This window comes from Mycobacterium sp. M26, from assembly GCF_001494595.1.
Taxonomy (GTDB): domain Bacteria; phylum Actinomycetota; class Actinomycetes; order Mycobacteriales; family Mycobacteriaceae; genus Mycobacterium.
In genome coordinates this window covers 677,081-702,646 of the sequence record NZ_LN929908.1, presented here as the reverse complement: position 1 = coordinate 702,646, position 25,566 = coordinate 677,081, and the positions used below count along the sequence as shown (strand labels likewise).

27 protein-coding genes and 1 pseudogene are annotated in these 25,566 nt (G+C 67.8%); 13 read left to right on the top strand and 15 right to left on the bottom strand.

The window, feature by feature from the left end; translation table 11 throughout:
- Positions 1-11 precede the first annotated feature (11 nt).
- Both BN3385_RS28150 and BN3385_RS12880 read left to right on the top strand, forming a co-directional pair.
- Positions 12-188, top strand: coding sequence for a hypothetical protein (locus BN3385_RS28150; RefSeq protein ID WP_156432740.1), 177 nt, complete (start codon positions 12-14; stop codon positions 186-188).
- A gap of 22 nt (positions 189-210) precedes the next feature.
- Positions 211-1,158 carry a patatin-like phospholipase family protein gene (locus tag BN3385_RS12880; protein WP_059017134.1) on the top strand — a complete coding sequence of 316 codons (948 nt, stop codon included), beginning with the start codon at positions 211-213 and terminating at the stop codon, positions 1,156-1,158.
- Here the strand turns inward: BN3385_RS12880 and BN3385_RS12875 are convergent.
- From BN3385_RS12875 to BN3385_RS12855, 5 genes are read right to left on the bottom strand one after another with little or no spacing between them, the layout of a single operon-like run.
- Positions 1,124-1,987 carry a patatin-like phospholipase family protein gene (locus BN3385_RS12875; protein ID WP_231748725.1) on the bottom strand — a complete coding sequence of 288 codons (864 nt, stop codon included), beginning with the start codon at positions 1,985-1,987 and terminating at the stop codon, positions 1,124-1,126. The two genes, BN3385_RS12880 and BN3385_RS12875, sit on opposite strands and share 35 nt — an antisense overlap.
- Positions 1,988-2,012: 25 nt before the next feature.
- Positions 2,013-3,170, bottom strand: coding sequence for an aromatic ring-hydroxylating oxygenase subunit alpha (locus tag BN3385_RS12870; protein WP_059017132.1), 1,158 nt, complete (start codon positions 3,168-3,170; stop codon positions 2,013-2,015).
- A 50-nt stretch (positions 3,171-3,220) separates the two neighbouring features.
- Positions 3,221-4,099 (bottom strand): ABC transporter permease, encoded by an 879-nt coding sequence (locus BN3385_RS12865; RefSeq protein WP_059017131.1) that lies wholly within the window; start codon positions 4,097-4,099, stop codon positions 3,221-3,223.
- On the bottom strand, positions 4,096-5,031 hold the full coding sequence (locus BN3385_RS12860; RefSeq protein ID WP_059017130.1) for an ABC transporter permease: 936 nt from the start codon (positions 5,029-5,031) through the stop codon (positions 4,096-4,098). The genes BN3385_RS12865 and BN3385_RS12860 overlap by 4 nt, the downstream gene beginning before the upstream one ends.
- A gap of 5 nt (positions 5,032-5,036) precedes the next feature.
- Positions 5,037-6,239, bottom strand: a complete 1,203-nt coding sequence (locus BN3385_RS12855) for a polyamine ABC transporter substrate-binding protein (protein ID WP_231748724.1) — start codon at positions 6,237-6,239, stop codon at positions 5,037-5,039.
- 166 nt (positions 6,240-6,405) lie between these two features.
- On the opposite strand from BN3385_RS12855, the gene BN3385_RS12850 reads away from it, so the two are divergent.
- Both BN3385_RS12850 and BN3385_RS12845 read left to right on the top strand, forming a co-directional pair.
- The gene (locus BN3385_RS12850; RefSeq protein WP_059017128.1) at positions 6,406-7,782 is read left to right on the top strand and encodes an aspartate aminotransferase family protein; all 1,377 of its coding nucleotides are present in this window, start codon (positions 6,406-6,408) and stop codon (positions 7,780-7,782) included.
- 25 nt (positions 7,783-7,807) lie between these two features.
- Complete coding sequence (locus tag BN3385_RS12845) at positions 7,808-8,965, top strand: ABC transporter ATP-binding protein (RefSeq protein ID WP_059017127.1); 1,158 nt, start codon at positions 7,808-7,810, stop codon at positions 8,963-8,965.
- A gap of 1 nt (position 8,966) precedes the next feature.
- On the opposite strand, the gene BN3385_RS12840 is transcribed toward BN3385_RS12845, so the two are convergent.
- Entirely contained in the window at positions 8,967-9,614 is a 648-nt protein-coding gene (locus BN3385_RS12840) for a TetR/AcrR family transcriptional regulator (protein WP_059017126.1), read from the bottom strand.
- Between the two features lie 111 nt (positions 9,615-9,725).
- Between BN3385_RS12840 and BN3385_RS12835 the strand changes: the two genes are divergently transcribed.
- From BN3385_RS12835 to BN3385_RS29195, 3 genes and pseudogenes are all read left to right on the top strand, one after another.
- The gene (locus tag BN3385_RS12835) at positions 9,726-11,369 is read left to right on the top strand and encodes a phytoene desaturase family protein (protein WP_059017125.1); all 1,644 of its coding nucleotides are present in this window, start codon (positions 9,726-9,728) and stop codon (positions 11,367-11,369) included.
- A gap of 8 nt (positions 11,370-11,377) precedes the next feature.
- Positions 11,378-12,973 (top strand): annotated as a pseudogene (locus tag BN3385_RS12830) (CoA-binding protein); the annotation flags it as partial.
- A 91-nt stretch (positions 12,974-13,064) separates the two neighbouring features.
- The gene (locus BN3385_RS29195) at positions 13,065-13,442 is read left to right on the top strand and encodes an acetate--CoA ligase family protein (RefSeq protein ID WP_286141764.1); all 378 of its coding nucleotides are present in this window, start codon (positions 13,065-13,067) and stop codon (positions 13,440-13,442) included.
- 53 nt (positions 13,443-13,495) lie between these two features.
- Here BN3385_RS29195 and BN3385_RS12825 read toward each other — a convergent pair whose 3' ends face one another.
- Together BN3385_RS12825 and BN3385_RS12820 are read right to left on the bottom strand one after the other, a co-directional pair.
- The gene (locus tag BN3385_RS12825) at positions 13,496-13,843 is read right to left on the bottom strand and encodes a cupin domain-containing protein (protein WP_059017124.1); all 348 of its coding nucleotides are present in this window, start codon (positions 13,841-13,843) and stop codon (positions 13,496-13,498) included.
- A 21-nt stretch (positions 13,844-13,864) separates the two neighbouring features.
- Complete coding sequence (locus tag BN3385_RS12820; RefSeq protein WP_059017123.1) at positions 13,865-15,061, bottom strand: NAD(P)/FAD-dependent oxidoreductase; 1,197 nt, start codon at positions 15,059-15,061, stop codon at positions 13,865-13,867.
- Between the two features lie 65 nt (positions 15,062-15,126).
- Between BN3385_RS12820 and BN3385_RS12815 the strand changes: the two genes are divergently transcribed.
- Positions 15,127-16,302, top strand: coding sequence for an acyl-CoA dehydrogenase family protein (locus BN3385_RS12815; protein ID WP_059017122.1), 1,176 nt, complete (start codon positions 15,127-15,129; stop codon positions 16,300-16,302).
- A 10-nt stretch (positions 16,303-16,312) separates the two neighbouring features.
- Here the strand turns inward: BN3385_RS12815 and BN3385_RS12810 are convergent, their stop codons facing one another.
- Together BN3385_RS12810 and BN3385_RS12805 are read right to left on the bottom strand one after the other, a co-directional pair.
- A complete protein-coding gene (locus tag BN3385_RS12810; RefSeq protein ID WP_059017121.1) occupies positions 16,313-16,786 on the bottom strand; it encodes an SRPBCC family protein in 474 nt (157 codons plus the stop codon).
- A 20-nt stretch (positions 16,787-16,806) separates the two neighbouring features.
- Entirely contained in the window at positions 16,807-17,865 is a 1,059-nt protein-coding gene (locus BN3385_RS12805; RefSeq protein WP_059021893.1) for an NAD(P)H-dependent amine dehydrogenase family protein, read from the bottom strand.
- Between the two features lie 164 nt (positions 17,866-18,029).
- Between BN3385_RS12805 and BN3385_RS12800 the strand changes: the two genes are divergently transcribed.
- Complete coding sequence (locus BN3385_RS12800) at positions 18,030-19,229, top strand: lipid-transfer protein (protein WP_059017120.1); 1,200 nt, start codon at positions 18,030-18,032, stop codon at positions 19,227-19,229.
- Here the strand turns inward: BN3385_RS12800 and BN3385_RS12795 are convergent.
- A complete protein-coding gene (locus tag BN3385_RS12795) occupies positions 19,208-19,441 on the bottom strand; it encodes a hypothetical protein (protein ID WP_059017119.1) in 234 nt (77 codons plus the stop codon). The genes BN3385_RS12800 and BN3385_RS12795 overlap by 22 nt on opposite strands.
- 213 nt (positions 19,442-19,654) lie before the next feature.
- Between BN3385_RS12795 and mrf the strand changes: the two genes are divergently transcribed.
- Together mrf and BN3385_RS12785 are read left to right on the top strand one after the other, a co-directional pair.
- A complete protein-coding gene (gene mrf / locus BN3385_RS12790; RefSeq protein ID WP_059017118.1) occupies positions 19,655-20,851 on the top strand; it encodes a ribosome hibernation factor-recruiting GTPase MRF in 1,197 nt (398 codons plus the stop codon).
- Positions 20,848-21,102, top strand: a complete 255-nt coding sequence (locus tag BN3385_RS12785; RefSeq protein WP_059017117.1) for a type B 50S ribosomal protein L31 — start codon at positions 20,848-20,850, stop codon at positions 21,100-21,102. The genes mrf and BN3385_RS12785 overlap by 4 nt, the downstream gene beginning before the upstream one ends.
- Here the strand turns inward: BN3385_RS12785 and BN3385_RS12780 are convergent.
- Positions 21,099-22,727: a long-chain fatty acid--CoA ligase gene (locus BN3385_RS12780; RefSeq protein ID WP_059017116.1), complete on the bottom strand. Its 1,629-nt coding sequence runs from the start codon at positions 22,725-22,727 to the stop codon at positions 21,099-21,101. The two genes, BN3385_RS12785 and BN3385_RS12780, sit on opposite strands and share 4 nt — an antisense overlap.
- Before the next feature lie 81 nt (positions 22,728-22,808).
- On the opposite strand from BN3385_RS12780, the gene BN3385_RS12775 reads away from it, so the two are divergent.
- Positions 22,809-23,141, top strand: a complete 333-nt coding sequence (locus BN3385_RS12775; RefSeq protein ID WP_059017115.1) for a YnfA family protein — start codon at positions 22,809-22,811, stop codon at positions 23,139-23,141.
- A gap of 53 nt (positions 23,142-23,194) precedes the next feature.
- Here BN3385_RS12775 and mbp1 read toward each other — a convergent pair whose 3' ends face one another.
- Positions 23,195-23,431 (bottom strand): microaggregate-binding protein 1, encoded by a 237-nt coding sequence (mbp1, locus tag BN3385_RS12770; protein ID WP_059017114.1) that lies wholly within the window; start codon positions 23,429-23,431, stop codon positions 23,195-23,197.
- 207 nt (positions 23,432-23,638) lie between these two features.
- Between mbp1 and BN3385_RS12765 the strand changes: the two genes are divergently transcribed.
- Positions 23,639-23,962, top strand: a complete 324-nt coding sequence (locus BN3385_RS12765; RefSeq protein WP_059017113.1) for a hypothetical protein — start codon at positions 23,639-23,641, stop codon at positions 23,960-23,962.
- Here BN3385_RS12765 and BN3385_RS12760 read toward each other — a convergent pair.
- Positions 23,959-24,612, bottom strand: a complete 654-nt coding sequence (locus BN3385_RS12760) for a YncE family protein (RefSeq protein ID WP_059017112.1) — start codon at positions 24,610-24,612, stop codon at positions 23,959-23,961. The two genes, BN3385_RS12765 and BN3385_RS12760, sit on opposite strands and share 4 nt — an antisense overlap.
- Positions 24,582-25,070, bottom strand: coding sequence for a YncE family protein (locus tag BN3385_RS29330; RefSeq protein ID WP_197415208.1), 489 nt, complete (start codon positions 25,068-25,070; stop codon positions 24,582-24,584). Before BN3385_RS29330 ends, BN3385_RS12760 begins: the two co-directional genes overlap by 31 nt.
- Positions 25,071-25,566 lie beyond the last annotated feature (496 nt).

Below are 25,566 nucleotides of genomic sequence, written 5' to 3'. Positions count from 1 at the left end.
GGGCAGGAAAGATGAGGAAGTTCGGATTGGCGGCACTGGTCGGCAGCGCTCTCGGCGCTGCGATGATCGGTCTGGCCGCCCCGGCGGTCGCCGCACCGAGCGGCGACCAGCACACCGTGACGGTCGACTCGCTGGGTTACACCGTGGGTAGCGAGAGCGGAACCATCGACGCGGTCCAGCGCGACTGATCGCGGCAAGCAGAATGGTGTGATGGCGACTGGACGGGTTGCGCTGGCGCTGGGCAGCGGAGGTGCGCGGGGGTACGCGCACATCGGGGTGATCGACGAACTACAGGACCGCGGCTATGAGGTCGTCGGTGTCGCGGGTTCGTCGATGGGTGCCCTGGTCGGCGGCTTACACGCCGCCGGCTCGCTGGACGAATTCGCCGACTGGGCAAAGACTTTGACCCAGCGTGCGGTACTGCGCCTGCTCGACCCGTCCATCACCGCCGCCGGCGTGCTGCGCGCGGAGAAGATCCTCGACGCGGTGCGCGACATCCTCGGCGAGGCCTGCATCGAGAACCTGCCGATCCCCTACACCGCGGTGGCCACCGACCTGATCACCGGCAAGTCGGTCTGGCTGCAGCGCGGCCCGGTCGACGCCGCGATCCGGGCGTCGATCGCCATTCCGGGCGTGATCGCCCCGCATGTGCTCGACGGCCGGTTGCTGGCCGACGGCGGCATCCTCGACCCGCTGCCGATGGCACCGATCGCCGCGGTCAACGCCGACCTGACCATCGCCGTCAGCCTCGGCGGCGGCGAGTCCGACGCGCCGACCGAGTCCAGCGAGAGCCCGGAGACCCGCACCCCGGAGTGGCTGAACAAGCTGCTGCGCAGCACGTCGGCGCTGCTGGACACTGCGCCGGCCAAATCGGTGCGCAACCGATTCGCCAGCACCGAGGAGACCGGCGAGGAGCCGGCCGAATCCGCCGAGCCCGACCCGGAGCTGCCCAAACTCGGCAGTTTCTCGGTGATGAACCGCACCATCGACATCGCCCAGTCCGCCCTGGCCCGCCATCAGCTGGCCACCTACCCGCCCGACCTGTTGATCGAGGTGCCCCGCACGGCGTGCCGCAGCCTGGACTTCCACCGCGCCGCCGAGCTGATCGACCTCGGCCGCGACCTCACCGCCCGGGCGCTGGACCAAGGAACTCCGTGACGGCGGCCGCCACCCGGCGGCCCTGTTCCCGACCGGCCTTGGCCGACGGCACCCGGCATACCGGGTCCAGCGGGTTGGGTCCGAACGCAGCCAGCGCGGCCTCGTCGGCGAACACCGCGAAGGTCCGGGCGCCGAACGCGGCGATCTCGGCGGCGGTGCCGTCCCCGAACGGTGACGGCGCGAACTGTCCCGACGGCACCAGCACGATCGCGGTCTCGCAGTCGGCGGCCACCGCGGTGTGCACCGAGCTGCTGACCCCGCCGTCCATATAGCGACGCTCGCCGATCGTGACCGGTGGCCAGGTCCCCGGGACGGCGCAGCTGGCGGCGACGGCGTCGACCAGCGACACCCCCGATGAGCGGTCGAACACCTCCAGCTCGCCCGTGGCGATGTCGATCGCGGTGATGCGCAGGTCGCGTGCCGGCCAGTCGTGGCTGGGCAGTCGTGCCTCGATCACCTGCCGCCGCACGGGTTCGGCGACGGTCGGGGTGTCGGCCGCCACGGCCCCGATGCGACGCAGTTTGTCCTGCAGCGGACCGGGTTCGGCCATCGCGGTCAGGAATAACGCGGCGATGCTGTCGATATCGACGCCGGGGTCCAATTCGCTTGAGGTCGAGGCGATTTGACGCTCGTAGAGTTCGTCCAACGGCATCGGACTGCTGATCTGGGCGGCCACGGTGGACCCGGCGGAAGTGCCGACGAGCACATCGGAGTCCAGCAGGGCGCGGGCGGTCTCGGGCGACTCGTCGGCGATACCGCGCAGGATCCCGGTTTCCCAGGCAATACCGGCCAGGCCGCCGCCGGCCAGGATCAGGGCTCTTCTGGTCACAGCCTGGCAGTGTGCCAGGCCGCTGTCAGCGCTGGCCCGAGTAGGCCCGCGCGACGCGGGTGACGAACTGGTAGACGCCGTCCTCGTCGGGGGCCAGCGGGCCGGGCCGGGAGTGCGGCGAGCTCAGGCCGCGCTGCACCGATTCGCAGGCGCCCCAGTCCTGACGGTTGGTCAGGTCCCAGAAGTCCACGGCGTAGGACGGGTCGAAGTCCGGCGCCTCCAGCGCCTCCCTCGGAAACGCCCAGGCGCACTCGACGTGGGTGCGGTCCACGCCCAGCGGCGTCATCACGTGGGTCATGACGTAGTCGGGGTGCAGGCTGACGAGCAGGTTCGGAAAGCCCACCAGGTACATGACGCTGCGCAGTTCCTGCTCGGACAGACCCTTGATCGCCACCCCACCGCTGGCCCCGCTCAGCGACATGGTTTGGGCGCCGTCGATGATCGACATCCAGCCACCCATCCAGTCACCGGGCAAGTCGATGTTCTCCCCACTGGTGGGCGGTGAGATCCGGGACAGTTCCGGGTGGATCGTCGAGCAGTGGTAGCACTCCTGGTAGTTCTCGACGATCACCTTCCAGTTGGTCTCCAGCACGTAGGAGTGCCGGTCCACCACGGTCAGGTCCTCGGGCCGGTAGGGGCCGATGATGTCCTCCAGGCCGGCGACATGCTCCTCGAAGGCGATGTCCTGCCCGCTGGGGTCGACGAACAGGTAGCCGTGCCAGTTCACCAGCCGCAGTTCGGTGAGCCCGAATTGGTTTGCGTCGAAAGCGAATCCGTCGGCATCGTCGAAGCCGGGCGCATTGCGCAGTTCACCGGAGAGCTTGTAGGACCACGAGTGGTACGGGCAGACGATGCCGCGCCGCTTGGCGGTGGTCCCGCAAGCCAGCATCTCGTGGCCGCGATGCCGGCACACATTGGCGAACGCGCGCACGGCGCCGTCCTCGCCGCGCACCAGCAGGATGCTGTTCTTGCCGGAGCCCACGGCCTTCTGCGCGCCGACGCCCTCGAGGTCGCTGGCGTGGCCCACACAGTGCCAGCCCGAGAAGATGTGCTCCTTCTCCCACTCGAAGACGGCCGGATCCACGTAGGCCTCCCGCGGCAGCATCCGCGACTGCCCGAACGGGGCGAGGGCGGCGGCCAGATCATCGGCGGGAACCGGGGCGGGCTGGAACTGTTTGAACATACAGTCAGACTAGTCGGTCGAGCGGTTCCGGTCCAGAGATGCGCGAAGACTCAGGCCTCGCCGGCGAAGGCCGCAATGCCCTTGCCGGTGGTGGCATCGCCGCGAGTCATCCTCCGGTACAGCAGGTATCCGACGGTGACGGCCAGCAGCGCGAACACCAGCAGCAGGGTGGCCAGGGCGTTCAGCGCGGGCGTCGGGGCGGCGCGGGCGGTGTTGTAGATCTTCACCGATACCGGCTCGGTCGAGGAGTTCCCGGACAGGTAACGCACCAGGACGAAGTTGTCGATCACGTCGGCGAACACCAGCACTGTGCTGGCGAAGATCGCCGGGAACAGCATGGGTACGGTGACCCGGCGCAGCGCCTGCATCGGCGATGCCCCCAAATCCATTGCGGCTTCCTCATATTGGTTGCCGATAGTGGCCAGCCGCGCGCGCACCAGCACCGCCGGGTAGGCGATCTGGAAGGTGATCAGACCGACCACCTGCGCCGAGGTGCCCAGCGTGATCGGTAGCGCCAGCGAGGTGATGGCGAACAGCAGCGCCACCGCCAGCAGCACCTCGGGGATCACGAACGACACCAGCATCAGCATGTTGGCGCCGGCAGGCAGCCGGCCCCGCCAGCGGTCGATCCCGATCGCGAACAGCACCCCGAGCGGCACGGTGATCAGCGTGGCGATCACGCCCAGTTTCAGCGTCTGCAGCAGCGCCTGGTGTAGCGTGGCGTCATGCCAGACCGACCGCGTCTGGTCACCCCAGTACCACCGAAAAGAGAAGCCCTGCCAGTTCGTTCGCGACTTGCCGTCGTTGAACGAGAAGATCACCGCGATCAGCACGGGTAGCAGCGACCACAGCAGATAGCCGACGGTGACGGCCACCAGGATCCGCGGCGGGCGCCACGGGTCGTTCCACCACGCCACCGGGCCTCTCATGTGGACACCTCGTCTCCGCGCGCGGTGACCCGCACGTAGTAGAACATCGGCAGCACGGTGGCCAGCAGCACCAGCATCACGAACGCACCGGCCTGCCCGGTCTGCCCCGGCGATTGCACACTGTCGTTGATCAGGTTGCCCACCATCGCGGTTTTCGGCGATGCCGACAGCATGTCGGAGGTGAAGTAATCACCCAGCATCGGCAGGCAGGTCAGCAGCACGGCAGCCACGATGGTGGTCCGGCACATCGGCAGCGTCACCCGCCAGAACGATCCCACCCGGTTGGCCCCCAGATCGCGGGCGGCCTCCAGCGTGGCCTGCGGCAGCCGGTCCAGCCCGGCGTACAGCGGCAGGATCATGTACGGCACATAGCCGTACACCAATCCCAGCACCACCACTACCGGCTGGCCGGTCAGCCAGTGCACGTGTACGTCGAACAAACCGCCCATACTGGCGATCCGGTTCACCAGGCCGTCATCCTGAAGCAGGTTGACCCAGGCCAACATTCGCATCATGTAACTGATCCAGAACGGTGCGATCAGCGCGGCCAGCAGGATGCCGGCCCACCGCCCGGACAGCCGGGCCACGTAGTAGGCCACCGGGAAGGCGATCAGCAGGCACAGCACGCTGGCGATGACGACGTAGATCGCGGTGCGGATCAGAGCGGGACCGTACGCCCCGCTCGGTCCGATCCGGGACAGGACGTAGGTGAACTGCGTCGGGTCCCACTGCAGCGGGTTCCACACCGGAACCGGCGTGCGGAAGATCGGATCGACCTGGCCGAAGACGATCGCCAGCACCACGTACATCGGTGCCAGGAAGAACAGCAGCAGCCACAGCACGCCCGGCATGGCCAGGGCAGGCCACAGCGGGTTGGTCCGGGTGCGCCCAGAGGTCTTCGCCGGCTGCGGCGGCGCCTCGGTCACCGTCACCGGGGTCAGGATCCCCCGGCCTTGAAGGTGCGCCAAACATTGTGCCACGCAGCGTCATTGGCCGGATCGAGCTCGAGGATCCGGTAGCCGACGTCGAAGTACTCGGGCTTGACGATGGCGCTGCGCAGATTCTCCGGGATGAAGCCGTCGGCCACCAGGCTGTCGGGGTTGATCGACACCTGCGGCGGCTGATAACCGATCGCCGAGAAGTTCTGCTTGGCCACGTCGGGCTCGAGCATGTGGTTGATGAACAGGTGCGCCAGCACAGGGTTCTTTCCCGCGCGCAGCGACACCATGAGGTCATTGTCCACCAGACCCTTGCCGTCCGCAGGGAACCAGTAGCGCAGGATGTCGGCGCTGACGCCCTCGGGCAGGTAGCTCTGGGCGTTGATGATGTCGCCGGACCACATCTGGGACAGGCTGATCTGCCCGGCGGGCAGATCGTTGTACATGGTGATGGTGACCTTGGGCGAGGTGGCCGACACGAGTTCGGTCAGCGCGTCGCCGACCTTCTTGAGGTCGTCGGCCGAGGACGTGTTGACGTCGGTGATGCCGAGTTTGAGCAGCACCATCGCCATCGCGGTATGCCAGTCGTCGATCACGGCGGTCTTGTTCTTGTAGGCCGGATCCCACAGCGACTCATAGGGATTCTTCAGCGCGCCGATATCGGCGGGCACCTGGTCGGTGCGCCAGCCCAGGCCGGTGGTGTACACGGTGTAGGGCACGCTGTAGCGCCACTCCCCGTCGTACCAGGGGTTGGCGAAGAACGGCCAGACGTTCTTGATGTTCGGGATGTAGCTGTGGTTGAGCGGGCGCACCAGCCCACCGGTGACCAGCCGGCCGATCTGGTCGTAGCTCGGGAAGAAGATGTCGTAGTCGACGTTGCCGCCACGGATCTTGGTCAGCGCCTCGTCGGTGTCGTTGAACGTCGAGATCTGCACTTTGACGCCGTACTTATCCTCGAAGGATTTCACCGCTTCGGGCGCCATGTAGTCGGCGTAGCTGTAGAGCTGGAGGGTGCCACCCTTCTCCGGGCCCAGCCCATCGGCGATGGCCTTGTTGTCGGCGGGGATGTCCCAGGTGACCGGGTTGGACGGTGAGGCGATCTTCAGGCTCGGAGCCGAACTCGTTTGTCCGCCTTTGGAACACGCGTCAAGGAAAGCCACCAGCGCTGGAGTGCCCGCGGCCAGTAGCGCGGCCCTGGTCAAGAATTGACGGCGGTTCGGACCGGGTCGATTGGGAACAGTCATCCGCACCTCCGTGAGTTTTTGAGTCTTGTCGCACCTTGGACTCTGACATAGACTGAACGCTCAGTCAATAGCTGGCGCGGCGCTTTTTCGCAGGTCCGCGCAGCAATCGAGCGGAGGTTATCCCGTGGCTTCGTCGATCATCGAGAGCCCGGTGGCAGACTCGGTGGACCATCTGATCGCCGATGAGGAGAGGGTGTTCCTGGCGCGCCAGCCGCGCAGCACCGAGATGATCGCAAGAGCGCGCGAACATCTCGCTGGGGGCGCCACATCCAACTGGCAGATCGCCCAGCCGCAGGCGGTGTGGATGAGCCACGGCGCGGGCTCCAAGGTCTACGACGTCGACGGCACCGAGTACGTCGATATGCATGGCGGCTACGGCGCGTCGATCGCCGGTCACGCCCATCCCGCCATCGTCGAGGCGGTGAGCAGGCAGGTCCGGCGCGGCACACACTTCGCCCAGCCCACCGAGGACGCCATCTGGATCGCCGGTGAGCTGGCGCGCCGGTTCGACCTGCCGCTGTGGCGCTTCGCCAACTCCGGCACCGAGGCCACCATGGACGCGGTGCACCTGGCACGGTCGGTGACCGGGCGCGACCTGATCATCAAGGTCGAGGGCTGCTATCACGGCCACCACGACTCGGTCGAGGTGTCGGTGCTGCCCGAGGCCGACGAGGTCGGCCCGCGCGATCACCCGACCGGGGTGCCGGGCAACAGCGGTATCCCCGCGGCGATCCGCGACCTGGTGGTCGTGGTGCCGTTCAACGATCCCGAAGCGGTGGCCCGCGCACTGGCCGAGCACCGCGGTCAGATCGCGGCGATGATCGTCGAGCCGGTGATGATGAATGCCGGCATCATTCCGCCCGCCGAGGGCTATCTGGCCGCCATCCGCGACCTGCTCCATGCCGAGGGCGCGCTGCTGATCTACGACGAGGTCAAGACCGGCTTCACCACCGGACCCGGCGGAGTCACCGCGATCTCCGGCGTGGTGCCTGACATGGTCTGTCTGGCAAAGGCTTTGGGCGGTGGCATCTCGGTCGCCGCGATCGGCGGCACCACCGGAGTGATGTCGGCGATCGCCGAAGGACGCTACGAGCAGGTCGGCACCTTCAACGGCAACCCGCTGTCGATGGCGGCCACCCGGGCCACCCTCTCGGAGGTCCTCACGGCCGACGCCTACCGGCGGATGAACGGCCTGGCGACCCGATTGCGCGACGCTTTGGACGCGACGATCGCCGATTACGGCTACGGTTGGCATGTGGTCAGCGTCGGGGCCAAGGGCTGTGTGACGTTCAAGCGCGAACCGGTGCGCGAGTTCCGGGATTTCCTGCAGATCGACGACCGCCTGGGCCATCTGCACTGGCTCATGCAACACAACGGCGGCGTCTTCCTGCCGCCCTGGGGCAAGGTGGAGCAATGGTTGCTGTCTGTCCAGCACGACGAGGCCGATGTCGACCGCTTCGCCGCAAACTTCGCCCGGCTGGCCAAGGCGGTGGCGGGCTGAGCGGCTGCTGTCCGGGCGGCCACCGATGACCGGCGGCGCGATCCGGCTGCACCAGCTGGCCAAGGCTTTCGACGGCGTGCCCGCCGTCACCGGTATCGACCTGGACATCCCGGCCGGCCAGTTCTATTCGCTGCTGGGCGCATCCGGCTGCGGCAAGACCACCACGCTGCGGATGATCGCCGGCTTCGAGAAACCCGATTCGGGGCGCATCGAACTCGACGGCCGTGACGTGGTGGCCGATCCCCCGCACAAACGACCGGTCAACACCGTGTTCCAGACCTACGCGTTGTTCCCGTTCATGACGGTCGCCGAGAACGTGGCGTTCGGGCTGCGCTACCAGAAGGTGTCCAAGGACGAGACGCGGCGCCGGGTGGGTGAGGCGCTGGAGATGGTCCGGATGAACCAGTTCGCCAAGCGCAAGCCCACCCAACTCTCCGGTGGCCAGCAGCAGCGCGTCGCACTGGCCAGGGCGCTGGTGCTGCAGCCGCGGGTGCTCTTGCTCGACGAACCGCTGGGCGCCCTGGATGCCAAGTTGCGCAAGCAACTTCAGCTCGAGCTGCGCTCGGTACAGCGCGAGGTCGAGATCACCTTCGTCTACGTCACGCACGACCAGGACGAGGCGCTGACGATGAGCGATCAGATCGCCGTGCTGGCCGAGGGCCGGGTCGAACAGGTCGGTCCGCCGCAGGAGATCTATTCTGCCCCCGCCACCACCTATGTGGCCGGATTCCTCGGTGCGGCAAACATTTTCGACGCCGACGTGCTGGAGTGCGGCGGCGGCACCGCGGTGTGCTCAGCGCTGGGCACCCGCCTGGGTGCGGCCGTCGACGATGCCTGTTCGCCGGGGCCGGCGGCCATCGTCATCCGCCCCGAGCGCATCACGCTGGCCGATCCGGGCGCGCCGGTACCCACCGGGCACAATGCCATCAGCGGCACCGTCGCCGAGGTGGTCTACCACGGCGCCACCACTCAGGTGCATGTCCATGTCGGGGCGCCCTCGGCGCTGATCGTCGATGTGCCCAACCAGTTCGGGCCGCAGTCGGTGGGCTATGCGCCGGGTATGCCGGTGAGCTGCGTGTGCACGTCCGATGCGGTGCGGGTGCTGACCCGTAGCGCGGCCACCCTGGTGGTGGACCCGGCAGCGGAGCTGGTGTCCGATCCGGTGGAGTCGCTGAGCGTGTAGCTCAGCGGCGGCGCTTGCCCGCCGCCACCGGACGCTTGGTCTCGGCGGGCAGGTTCAGCTCGCGCTCGGCGAAGCGCATGGCGATGTCGTAGGCCACCTTCGAGTCCACTTCGGGATCCTCCAGGGCCACCTGGATGGACAGCCCGTCGAGCAGGGCCGAGAACTCCAGGGCGAACATCCGCGCGTCGACCTCGGCGCCCAGTTCGTCGGATTCCACGGCGTCGACGATCATCCGGCGCCACCGGGCATCGAGTTCCACCCGGCCGGCTTTGACCTCGTCGTGCCGGAAGGCCTGCGCCCACAGGTCGAACCACAGGCCCCAGGCGCCCGGAATCTCGTTGTCGGCGTTGGGGACACACGTCCACTGGGTCAGCAGCGACAACCGCTCACGCAGCGACGGAATCTCGGCGAGCATCTGCTCGGCCGCCTCGTAGAACGACTCCTCCGAGTAGCGCAGCGCATCCACCAGGAGCCGGTCGCGGGTGCCGAAGTAGTAGATCACCAATGCCGAACTCACCCCGGCGCGCTTGGCGACGTCGGAGATCCGGGTTTCGGCGAACCCGCGTTCACAAATGAGCTCCGCTGCGGCGCGCAGCATCTGGATCCGGCGACCCTCGTTGTTCTCGGTCGCGGGCGCGGGTTCGGCCATCTATCAACTCCCATCGGCAGTACCGGCATTGGCACTTGTCCAAAGCTTAACACTTGGTTAGATTGAACAGTCAGTCAAAGATGCCCATCGGGCGAATGAAAGTGGGGCGCCATGTCGAACACCTACGACGCCATCGTCATCGGCGGCGGACACAACGGGCTGGTTTCGGCCGCCTACCTTGCGCGCTCGGGCGCCAAGACCGTCGTGCTGGAGGCCCGCAGCGCCCTGGGCGGCGCGGCCACCACCGAGGCGCCGTGGGAGGACGCCCCGCACCTGCGGGTGACCCGGCTGTCCTACGTCATGAGCCTGATGCCGCCGACGATCGTGCGGGACCTCTCGCTGGAGCGCCACGGCTACAAGGTGCACCCGATGGGGCCCTACTACCAGGCATTTCCCGAGGGCGGCTCGCTGACCATCTACGAGGACGACCCGGCCCGCACCTACGAGCAGATCGCCAAGTGGTCGAAGAAGGACGCCGACGCCTGGCCGAAGTGGAACGCCTGGCTCGAGGGCATCGCCGACGTGATGGGCCCGCTGCTGACCCAGGTGCCGCCGAGCATCGGGTCGCGCAAGCCGTCGGATCTGCTGGAGCTGGCCAAGCTGGCGTGGAGCCAGCGCGGGCTGACCGTCCGCAAGACCGGTGACATCACCCGCCTGCTGACGATGAGCATCTCCGATCTGCTCGACGACTGGTTTGAATCTCCCCAAATCAAAGGCGCGTTGGCGGTCAACGGTGTGATCGGAACGTGGGCCGGCCCGTGTGAGCCGGGCACCGCCTACGTGATGGCGCACCACTCGATCGGTGACGTCGGCGACGGCCAGCTGGGCAGCTGGGGCTACCCCGAAGGCGGCATGGGTGGCGTCTCGGAGGCCATCGCCCGCTCGGCGCGCAGCTTCGGCGCCGAGATCCGCACCAACGCGCGCGTGTCGAAGATGCTGGTGCGCAACGGCCGTATCGAAGGTGTGGCGCTGGAGAACGGTGAGGAGCTGCGTGCCCCGCTGGTGGTCACCACCCTGCATCCCAAGACGGCGTTCCTGGACCAGACCCCGCGCGGCGAACTGCCCACCGACTTCGTCCACGACATCGAGCACTGGAAGACCCGCAGCGGCGTGGTGAAGATCAACCTGGCGCTGGCCGAGTTGCCGAACTTCACCGCCGACCCGAGCAGCGGTCTGGCCGAGCACCACACCGGTTCGGTGGAGATGGCCCCGACCATCGACTACATCGAGGCGGCCTTCCAGGATGCCCGCGCGGGCCGCCCGGCGCTGGCCCCGTTCAGCGACGGCGTCATCCCGACGACGCTGGACAAGACCCTGAATCCCGATGGCACGCACATCATGTCGCTGTTCACCCAGTGGGTGCCCGCGGAGTGGGCTAACGAGCCGCACACCGAGGAACTCGAGGCCTACACCGACCGGCTGATCGACCTCTACGACCAGGTGGCCCCCGGCTTCAAGGGTTCGATCATGTACCGCGACATCGTCGGCCCGCACGAGATGGAGGTCGAGTACGGGTTGATCGGCGGCAACATCTTCCACGGCGAGCTGTCGCTGGAGCAGCTGTTCCACATGCGCCCCTCCCCTGGCTTCGCCGACTACCGCACCCCGATCGCCGGTCTGTACAACGGCAGCTCGGCCACCCACGCCGGTGGCGGCGTATGCGGTATCCCGGGCTGGCAGGCGGTGCGGGCGGCGCTGGCTGACAAGAAGCGCGCCGAGCGCCGGGTCTTCCCGAAGATCGGCCGGGCCTCCTGAGTCAGACCATGTCCGTTGCCGCCATGCTCGATGCCCGGTCGGTGGCGCTGGTGGGTGCCAGTCCCCGCCCGGGCAGCTTCGGCGAACGGATGATCATCGAGGCGCGGCGTAGTTCGGCGCGCATGCATCTGGTCAACCCGCGTTACGACAGTATCGACGGGATCCCCTGTGTCCCTTCGCTGGCCGCGCTCGACGAGCCGGTGGACCTGGTGCTTCTGGGGGTGCCGGATGCGGCGCTGCTCGATCAGGTGAAAGCGGCTGCGGCCGCCGGCGCGCGCTCGGCGGTTATCTTCGGCTCCGCCCATGGCGCGCAGCTGCGCCGGGAGGTCGCCGCCACGGCCACCGAGGCCGGGATGGCGGTCTGCGGCGGCGGGTGCATGGGATTCGTGAACAACGCGACCGGGCTGCGGGCGCTGGGTTATCTGGAGCCCGATCCGCTTCCGGCGGGTGGGGTTTCCCTGGTCACCCATTCCGGGTCGGCCTTCTCGACCATCCTGCGGGCCCGGCGCGGGTTCGGCTTCCGGCTGGCGGTGTCCTCCGGTCAGGAGCTGGTGACCACCACCGCCGACTATGTCGAGTACATCCTCGATGATCCGCAGACCTCGCTGATCGCCCTGCTGCTGGAGACGCCGCGCGCGGTGGGCCGGCTGCGGACGAATCTTCGCCGCGCCGCCGAACGCAACATCCCGGTGGTCATCCTGCCGGTCGGGCACTCGCCGCGCGGCCGCGCCATGGTGGCCGCGCATTCCGGGGCGCTGGCCGGGGATGCCGCGGGCTGGCAGGCGTTCTGCGACGATACCGGCGCGATCCGGGTCAACGATATCGCCGAATTCACCGACACCATCGAACTTTTCGAGGCTGGCCGCCGGCCCCGCGCCGGGGCCCGCGGGATCGCGACGGTGCACGATTCGGGTGCCGAGCGGGCGCTGTGCGTGGACGTGGCCCACGACGTCGGCGTGGAGTTCACCGACCTGGCCGCACCGACGCTGGCCGCCATCGAAGGCCTGCTCGACGAGGGCCTGGAGGCCACCAACCCGCTCGACGTGTGGGGCACCGGTGCCGACACCTTCGAACTGTTCGGCGGCTGTTTGAGGGCCATGGTCGACGATCCGGGTGTCGCGGTCACCGCGTTGGCCATCGACCTGGTCACCGAGTACGACGGCGACACCGCCTACGCCGATGCGATGCTCGACATTGCCACGACCAACGATGCACCGCTGGCAGTGCTGGCCTCGGTCGGCTCGGCGATCGACCGACCCACCGCGGAGCGGTTGCGCAGCAACCGTATTCCGGTGCTGGAGAACGCCCGCAGCGGCATCGCCGCACTCGGTCACCTGGCGTCCTGGCCGCCCACCCTGCTGCCGGCCGAGGCTCCCGTCGACGCGCAGCGGCGCGACCGGTGGCTGGCGCGGCTGGCACAACCCGGCTGGGACGCGCCGACGGCCTTCGACCTGCTCGCCGACTACGGCATCCCGGTGGCCCGGTCCCGCGCGGCCGACGACGTGGACTCCGTGCTGGCTGCCGCCGAGGCCGTCGGCTACCCGGTGGCGCTGAAAACCCTTGGCGCCGCGCACAAGAGCGATGTCGGCGGCGTGGTGCTGAATCTGGGCACCCCGGAGGCCCTGCATCAGGCGGAAATTGGCATCGCGGACGACACCCACCGAGATCTCCACCCCGGCCGTCAGCGTCGACGCGATGGCGCCGGCCGGGGTGGAGATCTCGGTGGGTGTCGTCCGCGATGCCAATTTCGGTCCGCTGGTGATCGTGGCGGCCGGCGGCACGCTGGTCGAACTACTGGCCGACCGGGCGGTGGCCCTGCCGCCGGTTACCCGGGAGTCGGCCACCGCCCTGCTGCGCTCGCTGCGCACCGCGCCGCTGCTGGCCGGCTGGCGGGGTGCCCCGCCGGTCGACATCGACGCGCTGGCCGACGCGGTGGTCGGATTCTCGCAATTGGCAATCGAATTGGGTGATCATCTCGACGCCGTGGAGGCCAACCCGGTGATCGCCTCACCGTCCGGCGCGGTCGCCGTCGACGCGCTCGTCATCCCCTCGCCGAGCGTCACCCCAGAGTGACAAAGGCCGCCGACCGTCACGCTGACGTGACGCTCGGCGGCCGAGGAGCCTGATCAGAAGATCGCGTAGGCCTTGCGCAGGGTCTCGTGGATCACCCAGGTGCCGGTCCAGCCCAGCGGGAAGACGGCCAGATCACCGGCGTTGACCTCGCTGGGCTCGCCGCCGTCCGGGGTCACGGTCATCCGGCCCGACACCACGTAGATCACCTCGTTGGTCTCCAGCGTCCAGTGCGACGGACCCGGCTCGCACTGCCAGATGCCACCGGACTTGTCGCCGTCGGCCCAGACCTCCAGGCCGTGGGTGGCCATCGGATGGTCGGTGGCCTCGTCCAGCGGACCCCAGTCCTCCAGTTCGGCGTCGGCGGCGTTGGCGAGGACAGCGGTGAGCACAGCAGCGGTCATGAGAAGGAAAACCTTTCGTTGTCAGGCGTGTTCGGGGAAGGGCAGGGAGATCGGTTCGGGCGCCACCCGGCTGTTCCCGTCGGCGTCGAACCGGTCCAGGCCCAGGTCGGTGAGGTCGAGCCACGTGCATTCACCGGTGAGCGTCAGATCAGCTGCCACCTCGGCAACCGCTGGGCCCCACATCATTCCGTGGCCGGCCGGGCTGGCCACCACGGTGCCGTCCACCGGGCCGTCGTCGGTGAGCAGCGGACCGACGATCGGCAGGTGGTCATTGGTGTAGTCGATGGTCGCGGCCCAGGTGCGGCGCAGACCCAGCCCGCGCACCGGCGGGAACAATTCCTCGATGCGGGCCTTGGCCTTCTCGTAGTAGGCCCAGTCGAACTCGAGGGCCACACCCGGCGCCTCCTCGGGGTTGCTCATCCCCCACAGCACGCCACCGAATTCGCCCGGCCGCCAATAGATTCCCTCGCTGACGTCGAACACCATCGGGAGGTCGTCGATGTTGGCGTCACGCAGCGGTTCGGTGACCACCACCTGGTGGCGGGTACCACCGGCCGGGATCCGGCCGCCCGCGCGCACCCCGACCTCGCCGAGGTGCGGCCCGCCGGTCAGCACCACCCGCGGCGTGTCGATCAGACCGGCCGAGGTGTCGACACCGGTCACCCGTCCGCCGCTCACGCGCAACCCGGTGAAGGTGGTGTGTTCTCGCACGACGACGTTGTGGGCGGTCAGCGCTGCGGTGTAGGCCAGCACGTTGCGGGGTGCGTTGATGTACCCGTCGCCCGGTGCATACGAGCCACCCAGGCTCGATCCCGGCGCCATCCCGGTATCCCGGCTGTCGATGTCGGCCGACGAGAGCCATTCGACGTCCAGACCGAGCTGACGCTGCAGGGCGATCCGCTCGTGGGCCTGGGCCACTTCAGCTTCGGTGAAGCACGGCATCAGGTAGCCCTGCCGGACGAACCCGCAGTCCAGCGGGAACCGCTCACCGCTGGTGGCGTAGAACGACTGGCTGCGAAGCCCCAGTTTGATGGCGGTTTCGGTACCGCCCTGGGCGCGCACCATGCCGGAGGCACGGCTGCTCGCGCCGTCACCGAGGGTCTGCATCTCGAGCAGGACGACCCGGCCGGCGCCGCGTTCGGCGAGCTGAACCGCCGTCCACGCGCCGACGGTGCCGCCACCGACCACAACGACGTCCGCACTTTGACTGCTGGTCATACCTCAAGACCGTGACATAGACTGAACGCTCAGTCAATAGGTGGAACGAGCGGAGAGCAGACCGAATGTACGGGTTGTCAGCCGAAGACCTACGGATCCGGGATACCGCCCGCGAGTTCGTCGAATCCCTGATCCCCTACGAGGCCGAAGCCGAGGCGGCCGGCGGCCAGTTGCCCAAGGAGATCACCGCCGCCCACCACGCCCGCGCGATCGAGCTCGGGCTCTACGCCACCAACATGCCGACATCGGTCGGCGGCCCGGGATTCACCGCGCTGCAACAGGTTCTGGTGCAGGAGCAGGTGGGCAAGGTGACCAATGCGATCGCCTGGGTGGCGCACACTCCCCCGCAGTGGTGGGCCGAGGTGGCCACCGACTATCAGAAGGAGCGCTGGCTGTATCCGGCGGTGCGCGGCGAGAAGCACGAGGCCTACGCCATCACCGAGGAGTTCGCCGGCTCGGACGTCTCCGCGCTGGAGACCACAGCCCGGCGCGAGGGCGACGAGTACGTGATCAACGGCGTCAAGTGGCACGTCACGTCCTACAACCTGGCCGACTACTGCTTCGTGCAGGCCGTGCTCACCGACGGCCCGCACCAGGGCGACCATGTGCTGCTGGTGGTGGACATACCCTGGCCCGGCGTGGAAGTCGTTCGCACACCGCACTATTCGCACAACATCCCGGACGAGCACCCCATCGTGTCGTTCACCGACGTGCGGGTGCCGGTCAGCCATCTGGTCGGCGCCGAGGGCGAGGGCATGCTGTTCACCCAGGACTGGTTCCGCTTCGAGCGGATCATGGTGGCGTCGCGCTGCGTGGGTGCGGCCCAGCGGCTGGTCGACGAGGTCACCGCGTTCGCGAAGGACCGGATCGTCGACGGCAAACCGCTCGGTGAGCATCAGCTGGTGGCCGGCATGCTGGCCGACAGCGCCACCGAATTGTTCGCCGCGCGCAGCCTGCTCTACGAGGTGGCCCGCGGTATCGACGCCGGCCTGGACCGCAAGGCCCTGCACGGTCAGGCCTCGATGGCCAAGCTGTACTGCTCGGAGATGGCCGGGCGGGTCGCCGACCGCGCGGTGCAGATCTTCGGCGGTCGCGGCTACATGCGCGAGAACGTCGCCGAGCGGATGTTCCGGGAGCTACGCGTGGAGCGGATCTGGGAAGGCGCCAGCGAGATCCAGCGCATCATCATCGGCCGGCAACTGATGCTGCGTGGGCCGCAGGCGGTGCTCGAACCGCACTGACCGCGGACGCTCAGCGCAGCAGCTGATCGGACAGGGTCTCCAGCGCCTGCTTGGCGTACCCGCGCCAGATCCGGGCGAACACCGGCAGTGCCCGCGCGCTCAGGGCCGAGCGCGGATGCAACGTCCAGCGCCACGTCACGTTGGTGCCGGTGCCGTGCGGGGTGAAGATCCATACGCCCTCGACGTGGTCGATCAACGGCGCCATCGCGCCGCGAACATCGGCGAGCGTGTAGCCGAATGACTGCGGCGGGTCGACGCTGGTCAGGGTTTCCCGCATCCCGCCCCCGCCCACCAGGGCGACGTCGCGGGTCTGGCCGACGGTGGCCCAGTCGCCGTCCTGGCCGTACACGGCCTTGATCGGCGGAATGGGCCCGTACCAGTGCGAGAACAGCACCGGCAGCGGGATCGGCAGGGTTTTGGCGAAGGCGTCGGCCGGCGCGACGGGGATCGCCCGGGATTGTTCGACGACGACAGGTTGGGCCATGAGCCCGATGGTAGGCCGACTCAGCGGCTCAGGTACGGGGCCGCCCGGCCGGTGATCGGCGGCAGGTCGAAGAACCCGGCGATGCCCGGTTCGGCCGCGCAGGTCGCCGGGATGGAGTTGACGCAGTGCGCCGCCGTGGCCACCACACCCGGGTTGCTCTGCAGGCCTTCCTCGACCGACTCGGGCTGCCAGCCCTTCACGGTGACGAAGGTGTTGGGGTTGCCCCGCACCTCCATCTCGTAGCGCTCACCGGCCGGGCCGAAAGACCATGCCGGATCGAGGTTTTCCTCTCCCATGAGCCAGTTGACGGTGATCCGCACGACGACGGTGTTGGTCACCACCGCGTCCCAGTGGAACCGGCGGCCCGCTACCTGCCCCGGTTCGATGACGCCCAGCGGGCTGTCGATCGGTGCGGTCGCCACGGCGATCTCCTGCTGGGTACGGATCATCGGTTCGGCGGCGAATCCCAGCCGGTCGACGATCAACCGGACCGACTGGAAGAACCCGCCGTTGAGCAGCTTCTGCATCGGCCCGCTCAACGCGCTCTCGGGAGTGCCGCCGAATCCCATCACGTGTCGCAGCACGTCGGGGGCGCCGTAGGTGCGCAGATCGGAGTACTCCTCGGCACGCACGAACGTCACGCCGGTGGACATCACCGACAGCAGCAGCGGAAACAGTTCGGTGGCCGCACCCGGCCCGATCCCGGCGCCGTGCAAGGTGACGTTGCCCTCGCGCGCGGCGGCCTCCAGCGGCGCGGCCTCGGACTCGGTGGGATAGAACCAGCCCAGCGGGCTGACGACGTTCTTGCCCGAGCGCAGCAGCGCGGTCACCTCGTCGACATTGGGCAGCAGCGGTGCGTAGATCACCGCGTCGGCGTCCAGCGCCAGGATGTCGTCGATGCTGCCGGTGGCGGTCACCCCGAGGGGGTCGGTGCCGATGATCTCCCCGACGTCCTTGCCTGCCTTGTCCGCCGAGTGCACCCAGCAGCCGACGAGTTCCAGTTCGGGGTGTTCGAGCACACCCTTGATCGCCGCGACCCCGACCGACCCGGTTGCCCATTGGACGACTCGCAACGCCATGAGCGCCACCTCCGAAAACTAGAACGTGTTACAACTACATCTACACGACCTGCCCGCGAGCAGACGCAAACTCGCACAACTCCGCGTCCCGGAGTGCGAATTCGCGTCTGCTCGCCGGGGAGTAGGTTGCAGGTAAGTCAGCGTGGACGGAAAGGTTTGACACCATGGGCAAAGCCGGAAACAAGGTGTTCGTCGTCGGAGTCGGGATGACGAAGTTCGAGAAGCCCGGAAGTCGTGAAGGCTGGGACTACCCGGACATGGCGCGCGAGTCGGGAACCAAGGCACTCGAGGACGCCGGCGTGGACTACAGCCTGATCGAGCAGGGCTTCGTCGGCTACTGCTCGGGTGACTCCACCTCCGGCCAGCGCGCCCTCTACGAACTGGGTATGACGGGCATCCCGATCGTCAACGTCAACAACAACTGCTCGACGGGATCCACTGCACTGTTCCTCGGCGCGCAGGCGATCCGCGGCGGGCTCTCGGACTGCGTGCTCGCCCTCGGGTTCGAGAAGATGCAGCCGGGTTCACTGGGCGGCGGCGCCACCGACCGCGAGACCCCACTGGGCCGCCACGTCAAGGCACTGGCCGAGATCGACGAGTTCGCCTTCCCCGTCGCGCCGTGGATGTTCGGCGCGGCCGGCCGCGAGTACATACGTGAATACGGCGCCACCGCAGAGCATTTCGCCAAGATCGGCTACAAGAACCACAAGCATTCGGTGAACAACCCGTACGCCCAGTTCCAGGACGAGTACAGCCTGGACGACATCCTGGCGGCGAAGATGATCTCCGATCCGCTGACCAAGCTGCAGTGCTCGCCGACCTCGGACGGCTCGGGTGCGGTGGTGCTGGCCTCGGAGCAGTTCGTCGACGACCACAACCTGGCCGGCCAGGCCGTGGAGATCGTTGGCCAGGCCATGACCACCGACTTCGCCTCGACTTTCGACGGCTCGGCCAAGAACATCATCGGCTACGACATGAATGTCCAAGCGGCGCGGCAGGTCTACGAGCAGAGCGGGCTGGGCCCGGAGGACTTCCAGGTCATCGAATTGCATGACTGCTTCTCGGCCAACGAACTGCTGCTGTATGAAGCCTTGGGGCTGTGCGGCACCGGTGAGGCACCCAAGCTGATCGACGACAACGACACCACCTACGGCGGTCGCTGGGTGGTCAACCCGTCCGGCGGCCTGATCTCCAAGGGCCATCCGCTGGGTGCCACTGGCCTAGCCCAGTGCAGCGAGCTCACCTGGCAGCTGCGCGGCACCGCCGACAAGCGACAGGTGGACAACGTCACCGCCGCCCTGCAGCACAACATCGGCCTGGGCGGGGCCGCCGTGGTCACCGCCTACCAGCGCGCCGACCGCTGATCGGCTAGCAAGGGGCCGGCCTCCCACCGGCCCTCGGCGATCCAGTCACATACCCGGTCCAGGTCGACGTCGTCGACGACCGGGCCCACCCATCGGCCCGGGCCGATCGCGGACCGGTCGAGGGCGCACGGCTGCAGCAGCAGCATGACGCCATCGCCCTGCCGGTTCGCGCACCAGCCCGAGCGCAGGAGACAGTCGGCCGCCACAAGCATGCCGTGCGGACACCTCCGAACAACTTCGCTGAGCCGGTCGATCACCGAATTTCGTTGCTCTGCTCCGCATTCGGAACACACGACAAGAGTGAATGCGTGGCCAACCGGCATGCCGAGCCCTCCTGCTAGTGGAAATCATTTTCGACAAGCGCCTGTCCGCACTGTACCGTGAGAACAACCTTAATGAAAACTGTTTTCAACAGGGAGGGTGTAGTGCGGACACCGGTACTGCTGGTCGCCGGGCAGGGAGACACCGATGCCATCGCCAGAATCCTGTTGAGACACGAGCGAACCCTGGTGGTACGGCACCGATTCGACGGCCACGTCGTGCACCGGCTGCTCACCGTGCGCCACCACGAGATCCTGACCACCTCGGACTCTGCCCTGGAGTTGTCCCACGGCTGCGTCTCCTGCACCATCCGCGACGACCTGCTGGTCCTACTGCGCCGGCTGCATCGCCGCGATGACGTCGACCGGATTGTCGTCCACCTCGCGCCCTGGCTGGAGCCCGAACCGATCTGCTGGGCCATCCACCACGTCCGGGTGCACGTCGGTCCCGGCTACACCGACGGACCTGCCGCTCGCGATGTCGAGATCGGCGGTGTCATCACAGGTCTCGACGGTCCCGAGTGGCTGCAGCACGCGTTGGGGGACGACGAACTGGACGACGGCCGCACGGTCGCCCAGGTGGTGGTCGGCCAGGCCGAGTTCGCCGACATCGTGGTGGCCCCCGAACTTGACCCGACCGGCCTCGCGGTGCTGCGCCGGCTGGCACCGCGCGCCTGGATCGTCCGCTGCGAGGACCACCTCGAAGACGCGGTGGCCAATCTCGAACCGACCGCACGCCGCGGACGCAGCGACGACCCCTGGGGCCCGCTGCTGGCCGGACAACCACCGCTGGAGGCCGACGACGAGGTCCGCATCATCGAGTTCAGCGCGGCCCGGCCATTCCACCCGGGCCGCCTGCACGACGCGCTCGACGTGGTGCTCGGCGGCGTCGTACGCACCCGGGGTCGGCTGTGGTTGGCCGGCCAGCCTGAGCAGATGATGTATCTGGAATCCGCGGGCGGCGGCCTTCGGGTCAGCTCGGGCGGGAAATGGCTTGCAGCGATGGATGACTCAGAGCTCGCCTACGTCGAGAAGGAGCGCCGGGCGTTAGCCGGAATGATCTGGGATCACCAGCACGGCGATCGCCACTCAAGCCTGGCGATCCTGGCCTGCGGAGCCGACCCGGCGGAGATCACCGCGGCACTGCAGGGTGCACTGCTCACCGACGCGGAGCTGGCTGACCCCGGCAGCTGGGCCGGCCTTGCGGATCCGTTCGGCGACTGGCATGAAGACCCGTGCGGCGAGCCCGCCGAACACAGCGAACTGTCCACCCCCGGTACCCAACACGGAAGCGAATCATGAAGCCTGATATCCATCCCGACTACCACCCGGTGGTCTTCCAGGACACCACCACCGGTGCGACGTTCCTGACCCGCTCGACGGTCACCAGCACCCGAACCATCGATATCGAGACCCCCGACGGGGTGCGCACCTACCCCTTGGTGCCGGTTGAGGTCAGCGCCGCCTCGCACCCGTTCTGGACCGGCAAGCAACGCATCATGGACGCCGCGGGCCAGGTGGAGAAGTTCCGCAAGCGCTATGGCCCGCGTTAGAGCGTGACGACCTTGTAGGCACCGTCAGCGTGCCGGGAGCGGATGGTCTTCTTGTCGTACTTGCCCACGCTGGTGCGCGGGATCTCGTCGACGAAGGTCCACCGCTCGGGCAGCCACCACCGAACCACCTTGTCCGCCAGGTATTCCCGCAGTTCCTCCGGGGTGGCCTCGGCGTCCTCTTGGAGCACCACGGCGGCCAGTGGGCGTTCCTGCCAGCGGTCGTCGGGCACGCCGACCACCGCGGCTTCGCGCACCGCGGGGTGGCCGATCAGATGGTTCTCCAATTCCACTGAGGAGATCCATTCACCGCCGGACTTGATGACGTCCTTGGCGCGGTCGGTCAGCGTGATGTAGCCCTGCTCGTCGATGCGGCCGACGTCACCAGTGCGCAGCCAGCCGGACTGGAACTTCGACTCGTCGGTGTTGCGGTAGTACGAGCCGGTAATCCACGGCCCTCGGACCTCGAGTTCGCCGACGGCCTCGCCGTCGTGGGGCAGGGCGTTACCTTCGTCGTCGACGATGCGGGCCTCGACACCGCACATCGGCCGGCCCTGGGTTCCGCGGACCTCCCAGTGCTTGTCGGCCGGGGTGTTGGGCGCCGGCCAGGCCAGGGTGGCCATCGGCGAAGTCTCGGTCATCCCCCACAGCTGGCGGATCTGCACACCGTAGTTACTCTCGAAGGTCTTCATCAGCGAAACCGGCACCGCTGAACCGCCGCAGGCGACCAGTCGCAGCGACGAAATGTCATGCCCGGCTTCGCGATCCAGGTAGTTCATCACGTCATTCCAGATCGTGGGCACCGCGCCGGCGACGGTGGGCCGCTGCGTCTCGATGAGGTTCACCAAGGACTTGGCGTCCATGAACCGGTCCGGCAGCACGATGTCGGCGCCGGCCATCAGCGCCGCGTACGGCAGGCCCCAGGCGTTGGCGTGGAACATCGGCACGATCGGGAATGCCTTGTCCGAGAAGCTCAGTCCCATTCCGTTGCCGCTGCACACCGCCATCGAATGCAGGTAGCTCGACCGGTGGCCGTAGACCACACCCTTGGGATGGCCGGTGGTGCCGCTGGTGTAACACATTGCAGCAGCTGAGTTCTCGTCGACATCAGGCCAGTCGAACTCGTCGGATTCGGCGGCTGTCACGTCTTCGTAGCGCACCACCTTCTTGCCGGACCGCTCGAAGGGTTCCAGATCGCCCTCCCCGACCGCGATCACGGTGTGCACGGTCTCCATCCTCGGCAGCACCGGGGCCAGGATGGGCGCCAGGGACAGGTCGGCGATCACGACCTTGTCCTCGGCCTCGTAGGCCACGAACTCGATCTGCTCGGGGAACAACCGGATGTTCAGCGTGTGCAACACCGCACCCATCGAGGGCACCGCGACGTAGGCCTCCAGATGCTCCTGGTTGTTCCACATGAAAGTGGCCACCCGGTCGTCACCCTCGACACCGAGACGGCGCAGCGCATTGGCCAGCCGGGCGGCCTGGGCACCGACTTCCCGGTAGGTCGCGTGCCGGTAGCCGCCGTCACCGGTCGCGGTCGTCACGGTCCGATCGCCGTGCACGGTGACGGCGTAGCGGAGGATGGCGCCGACGGTCAATGAGAACTGCTGCATGGTGCTGTGCATGACGCCTAACCTATCGTCGCGCAGACCTGACCATCCTCGGTTCCCCCGAGATGTCGGCCGCCGACGGTGCGATCCTGAGTCATGACCGTCACCAAGTCGATCGTCCTGTTCGTCGCCGCGGCACTGCTCGAGATCGGCGGGGCGTGGCTGGTCTGGCAGGGCGTGCGGGAGCACCGCGGCTGGTTGTGGGCTGGCTTCGGCGTCATCGCCCTGGGTGCCTACGGCTTCGTGGCCACGTTGCAGCCGGAGGCGAACTTCGGCCGGATCCTGGCCGCCTACGGCGGCGTGTTCGTCGCGGGCTCGCTGCTGTGGGGGATGGCTGCCGACGGCTTCCGGCCGGACCGCTGGGACGTGATCGGTTCGGCGGTGTGTCTGGTCGGTGTCGGGCTGATCATGTACGCCCCACGGCGATGATGAGCGGATGACGACGGGCCCGGCCGAACACGGCCGGGCCCGTCATCGCGTTTCTACTGGTGAGACTTCTGGCGCTGTTCTTCAGCTTTCGCCTCACCACGGGCCTTCTCGGCCTCGGCTTCCTTGGCTGCGGCGTCACGCTGGGCCTCGGCCTTGTCCTGCTGGGCCTTGCCCTCCTCGGTGAGGTCGTCGCGGCCGGTCACCGTTCCCACGGCTTCCTTGGCCTTGCCTTTGACGTCTTCGACGACACCCTTGATGCCCTCTTGCGGTCCACTGTTGTTGTCTGCCATGGGGCCCTCCCGTTGTGACGGATGTGCTTGCTGTGGCGGTTGCCGCGGTCCTCTGCTTGCTGTGGCGGTTGCCGCGGTCCTCGTCGACCGCGGCCACCATCGCCTGGCTTCCCCGCCTCGAGGCCGCTAAACGCGCTGCAACATTTCGGTCGGCAGCGGCGATACAAGAAGAGGATCATTGGGGGTCGTCAGAAGGAGGATGCGCGAATGCGCACTACATGGATGCTCGCCGCGGCCGCGGCAGCGGGCGCAATCGTCGCCGGACCCGCCGCCACCGCATGGGCGGACGACACCTCGGCACAGCAGACGATCAATCAGTTGCAGCAGCAGGGCTACACCGTCAACATCGACCGGATCGGTACCGCTCCGTTGTCGCAGTGCGTCGTGACCAGCGTCCGCAACCCGCAAACGGTCACCCAGTGGGTGCCGTACGTCGGGCCGACCCTTGGCCGAAACAACGGCAATGTGCTCGTGCCGGTCGTGACCAGCCAGACCATCTCGGTCTCGCTGGACTGCAGCGGCCGGGGCTAGGAAGCCAGCAGCGCCAGATCGCTGGCGGCGCCGACCTGCAGCGCGGTGATCGCGCCGCTGTAGTCGGCGGCGTAGAGCCGGCCGCGCGGTCCGGCAGCCAGGCAGGCCAGCGCACCGCCGACGGTGATGTGGTCGACGATCTCGTGGGTGGCGGTGCACATCACGGCGATCTCGTCGCGGTCGACGAAGTACGCCAGGTCGCCGTCATGGCCGAGCACCAGCGAGGTCGGGATCCCCCGCACGCCGATGGTGTCGATCACCCGGGCACTGGCCACGTCGATCACCGTGATGACGCTGCCCAGCTCCACGTCCCAGCCGGTGGCGAACACCTTGCGGCCGTTGGGATGTGCGGCGATCTCGCCGATCGACCCGGCCAGGGCGACGGTGCGCAGCACCACGCAGCGGGTGGTGTCGATGACGACGAGGCTGCCGCCCGAGGCGGTGGTCAGCGCGACGAACAGCCGGGTGCCGTCGGCGCTGAGGCGCAGCGCTTCGACCGAGGCACCGGACACCGCCGAGACCGCGACGGCGCGAAGGGCACCGGATTCGACGTCGACGACGGCGACGTCGGCGCGGTCGTCACCGATGCGCGCGACGTAGAGGGTGTCACCGGCAGGGCTCACGGCCAGGCCGCGAGCGGCCAGTTCCATGTTCTTGGCGGCGAAGGGAACGGCGGTGGCGGTGTCGACCGCGACGATCGCGTCCTCTTCGGTCGAGGCCGAGGTGACGTAGGCACCTCTTCGGTCGAGGCCGAGGTGACGTAGGCACGGTCGGCGACCACCACCGAGTAGGGCTCGGCGATACCGGCGACCGTCGCGGTCACCGTCATCGTGGCGGTGTCGATGATCGACACGGCGTCGGCACCGTAGTGCGCGACGACCAGGCGCCGGCCATCCGGGCTGACCGCCATATCGCTGATCGGGCCGTGCGTGGCGGCGACAGTGCCCGCGGCGCTGACGATGGGGGCGGTCATGGGCTCGAGCCCGACCTCGTCGAGCAGCGCCGGAAGCAGATCACCGGTCGGTGCGCGCTTGATCGTGGGCAGCGTCGACAGCCACAGGGAGTGTGCTGCAGCAACCCGTTCGGCCACCGCTGACGTGTTTGCCATGATCTCGTTCCTCCGACAGCCTTCATCAGGCCGAGTTTCGTGTTGAGCGTTCATGTGACGCCAGGTGGCGTCGCGTGACATTCAGTGTACCGAGACAGTTAACCCAGAATTTCCATTCTTTCGGGACCAATTCACACGCGTCGCGGGCGTCTCAGGTGACGTTAAGACAGGGACCGTTATCGATTTGTTGTAATTCGCGGAGGATTTTCAAAAATACACCTTGAGCTGCAGAATCATCGGCCGAAAATTGATCGTGACCGGACGTTGACAATGCCCGTGGCTAAGAAATTCTCACCGGTCCGCGGCCGAAAGTTGCCAACATCACAATGCCCCAGTGGTGTCTAAATTATTAAGGAAAGTCCTTAGTAAAGGGCCTCCAGCGAACGTGGGCCAGGCCACAATTCCGTCGGCCCCTCCCGGTGCGCAACGCGAAGTTCGCTGCTCGCGATGGTTAGTGAGGGCGTCTCAACACTTCGCCAGTGGCCCAGATCACAGT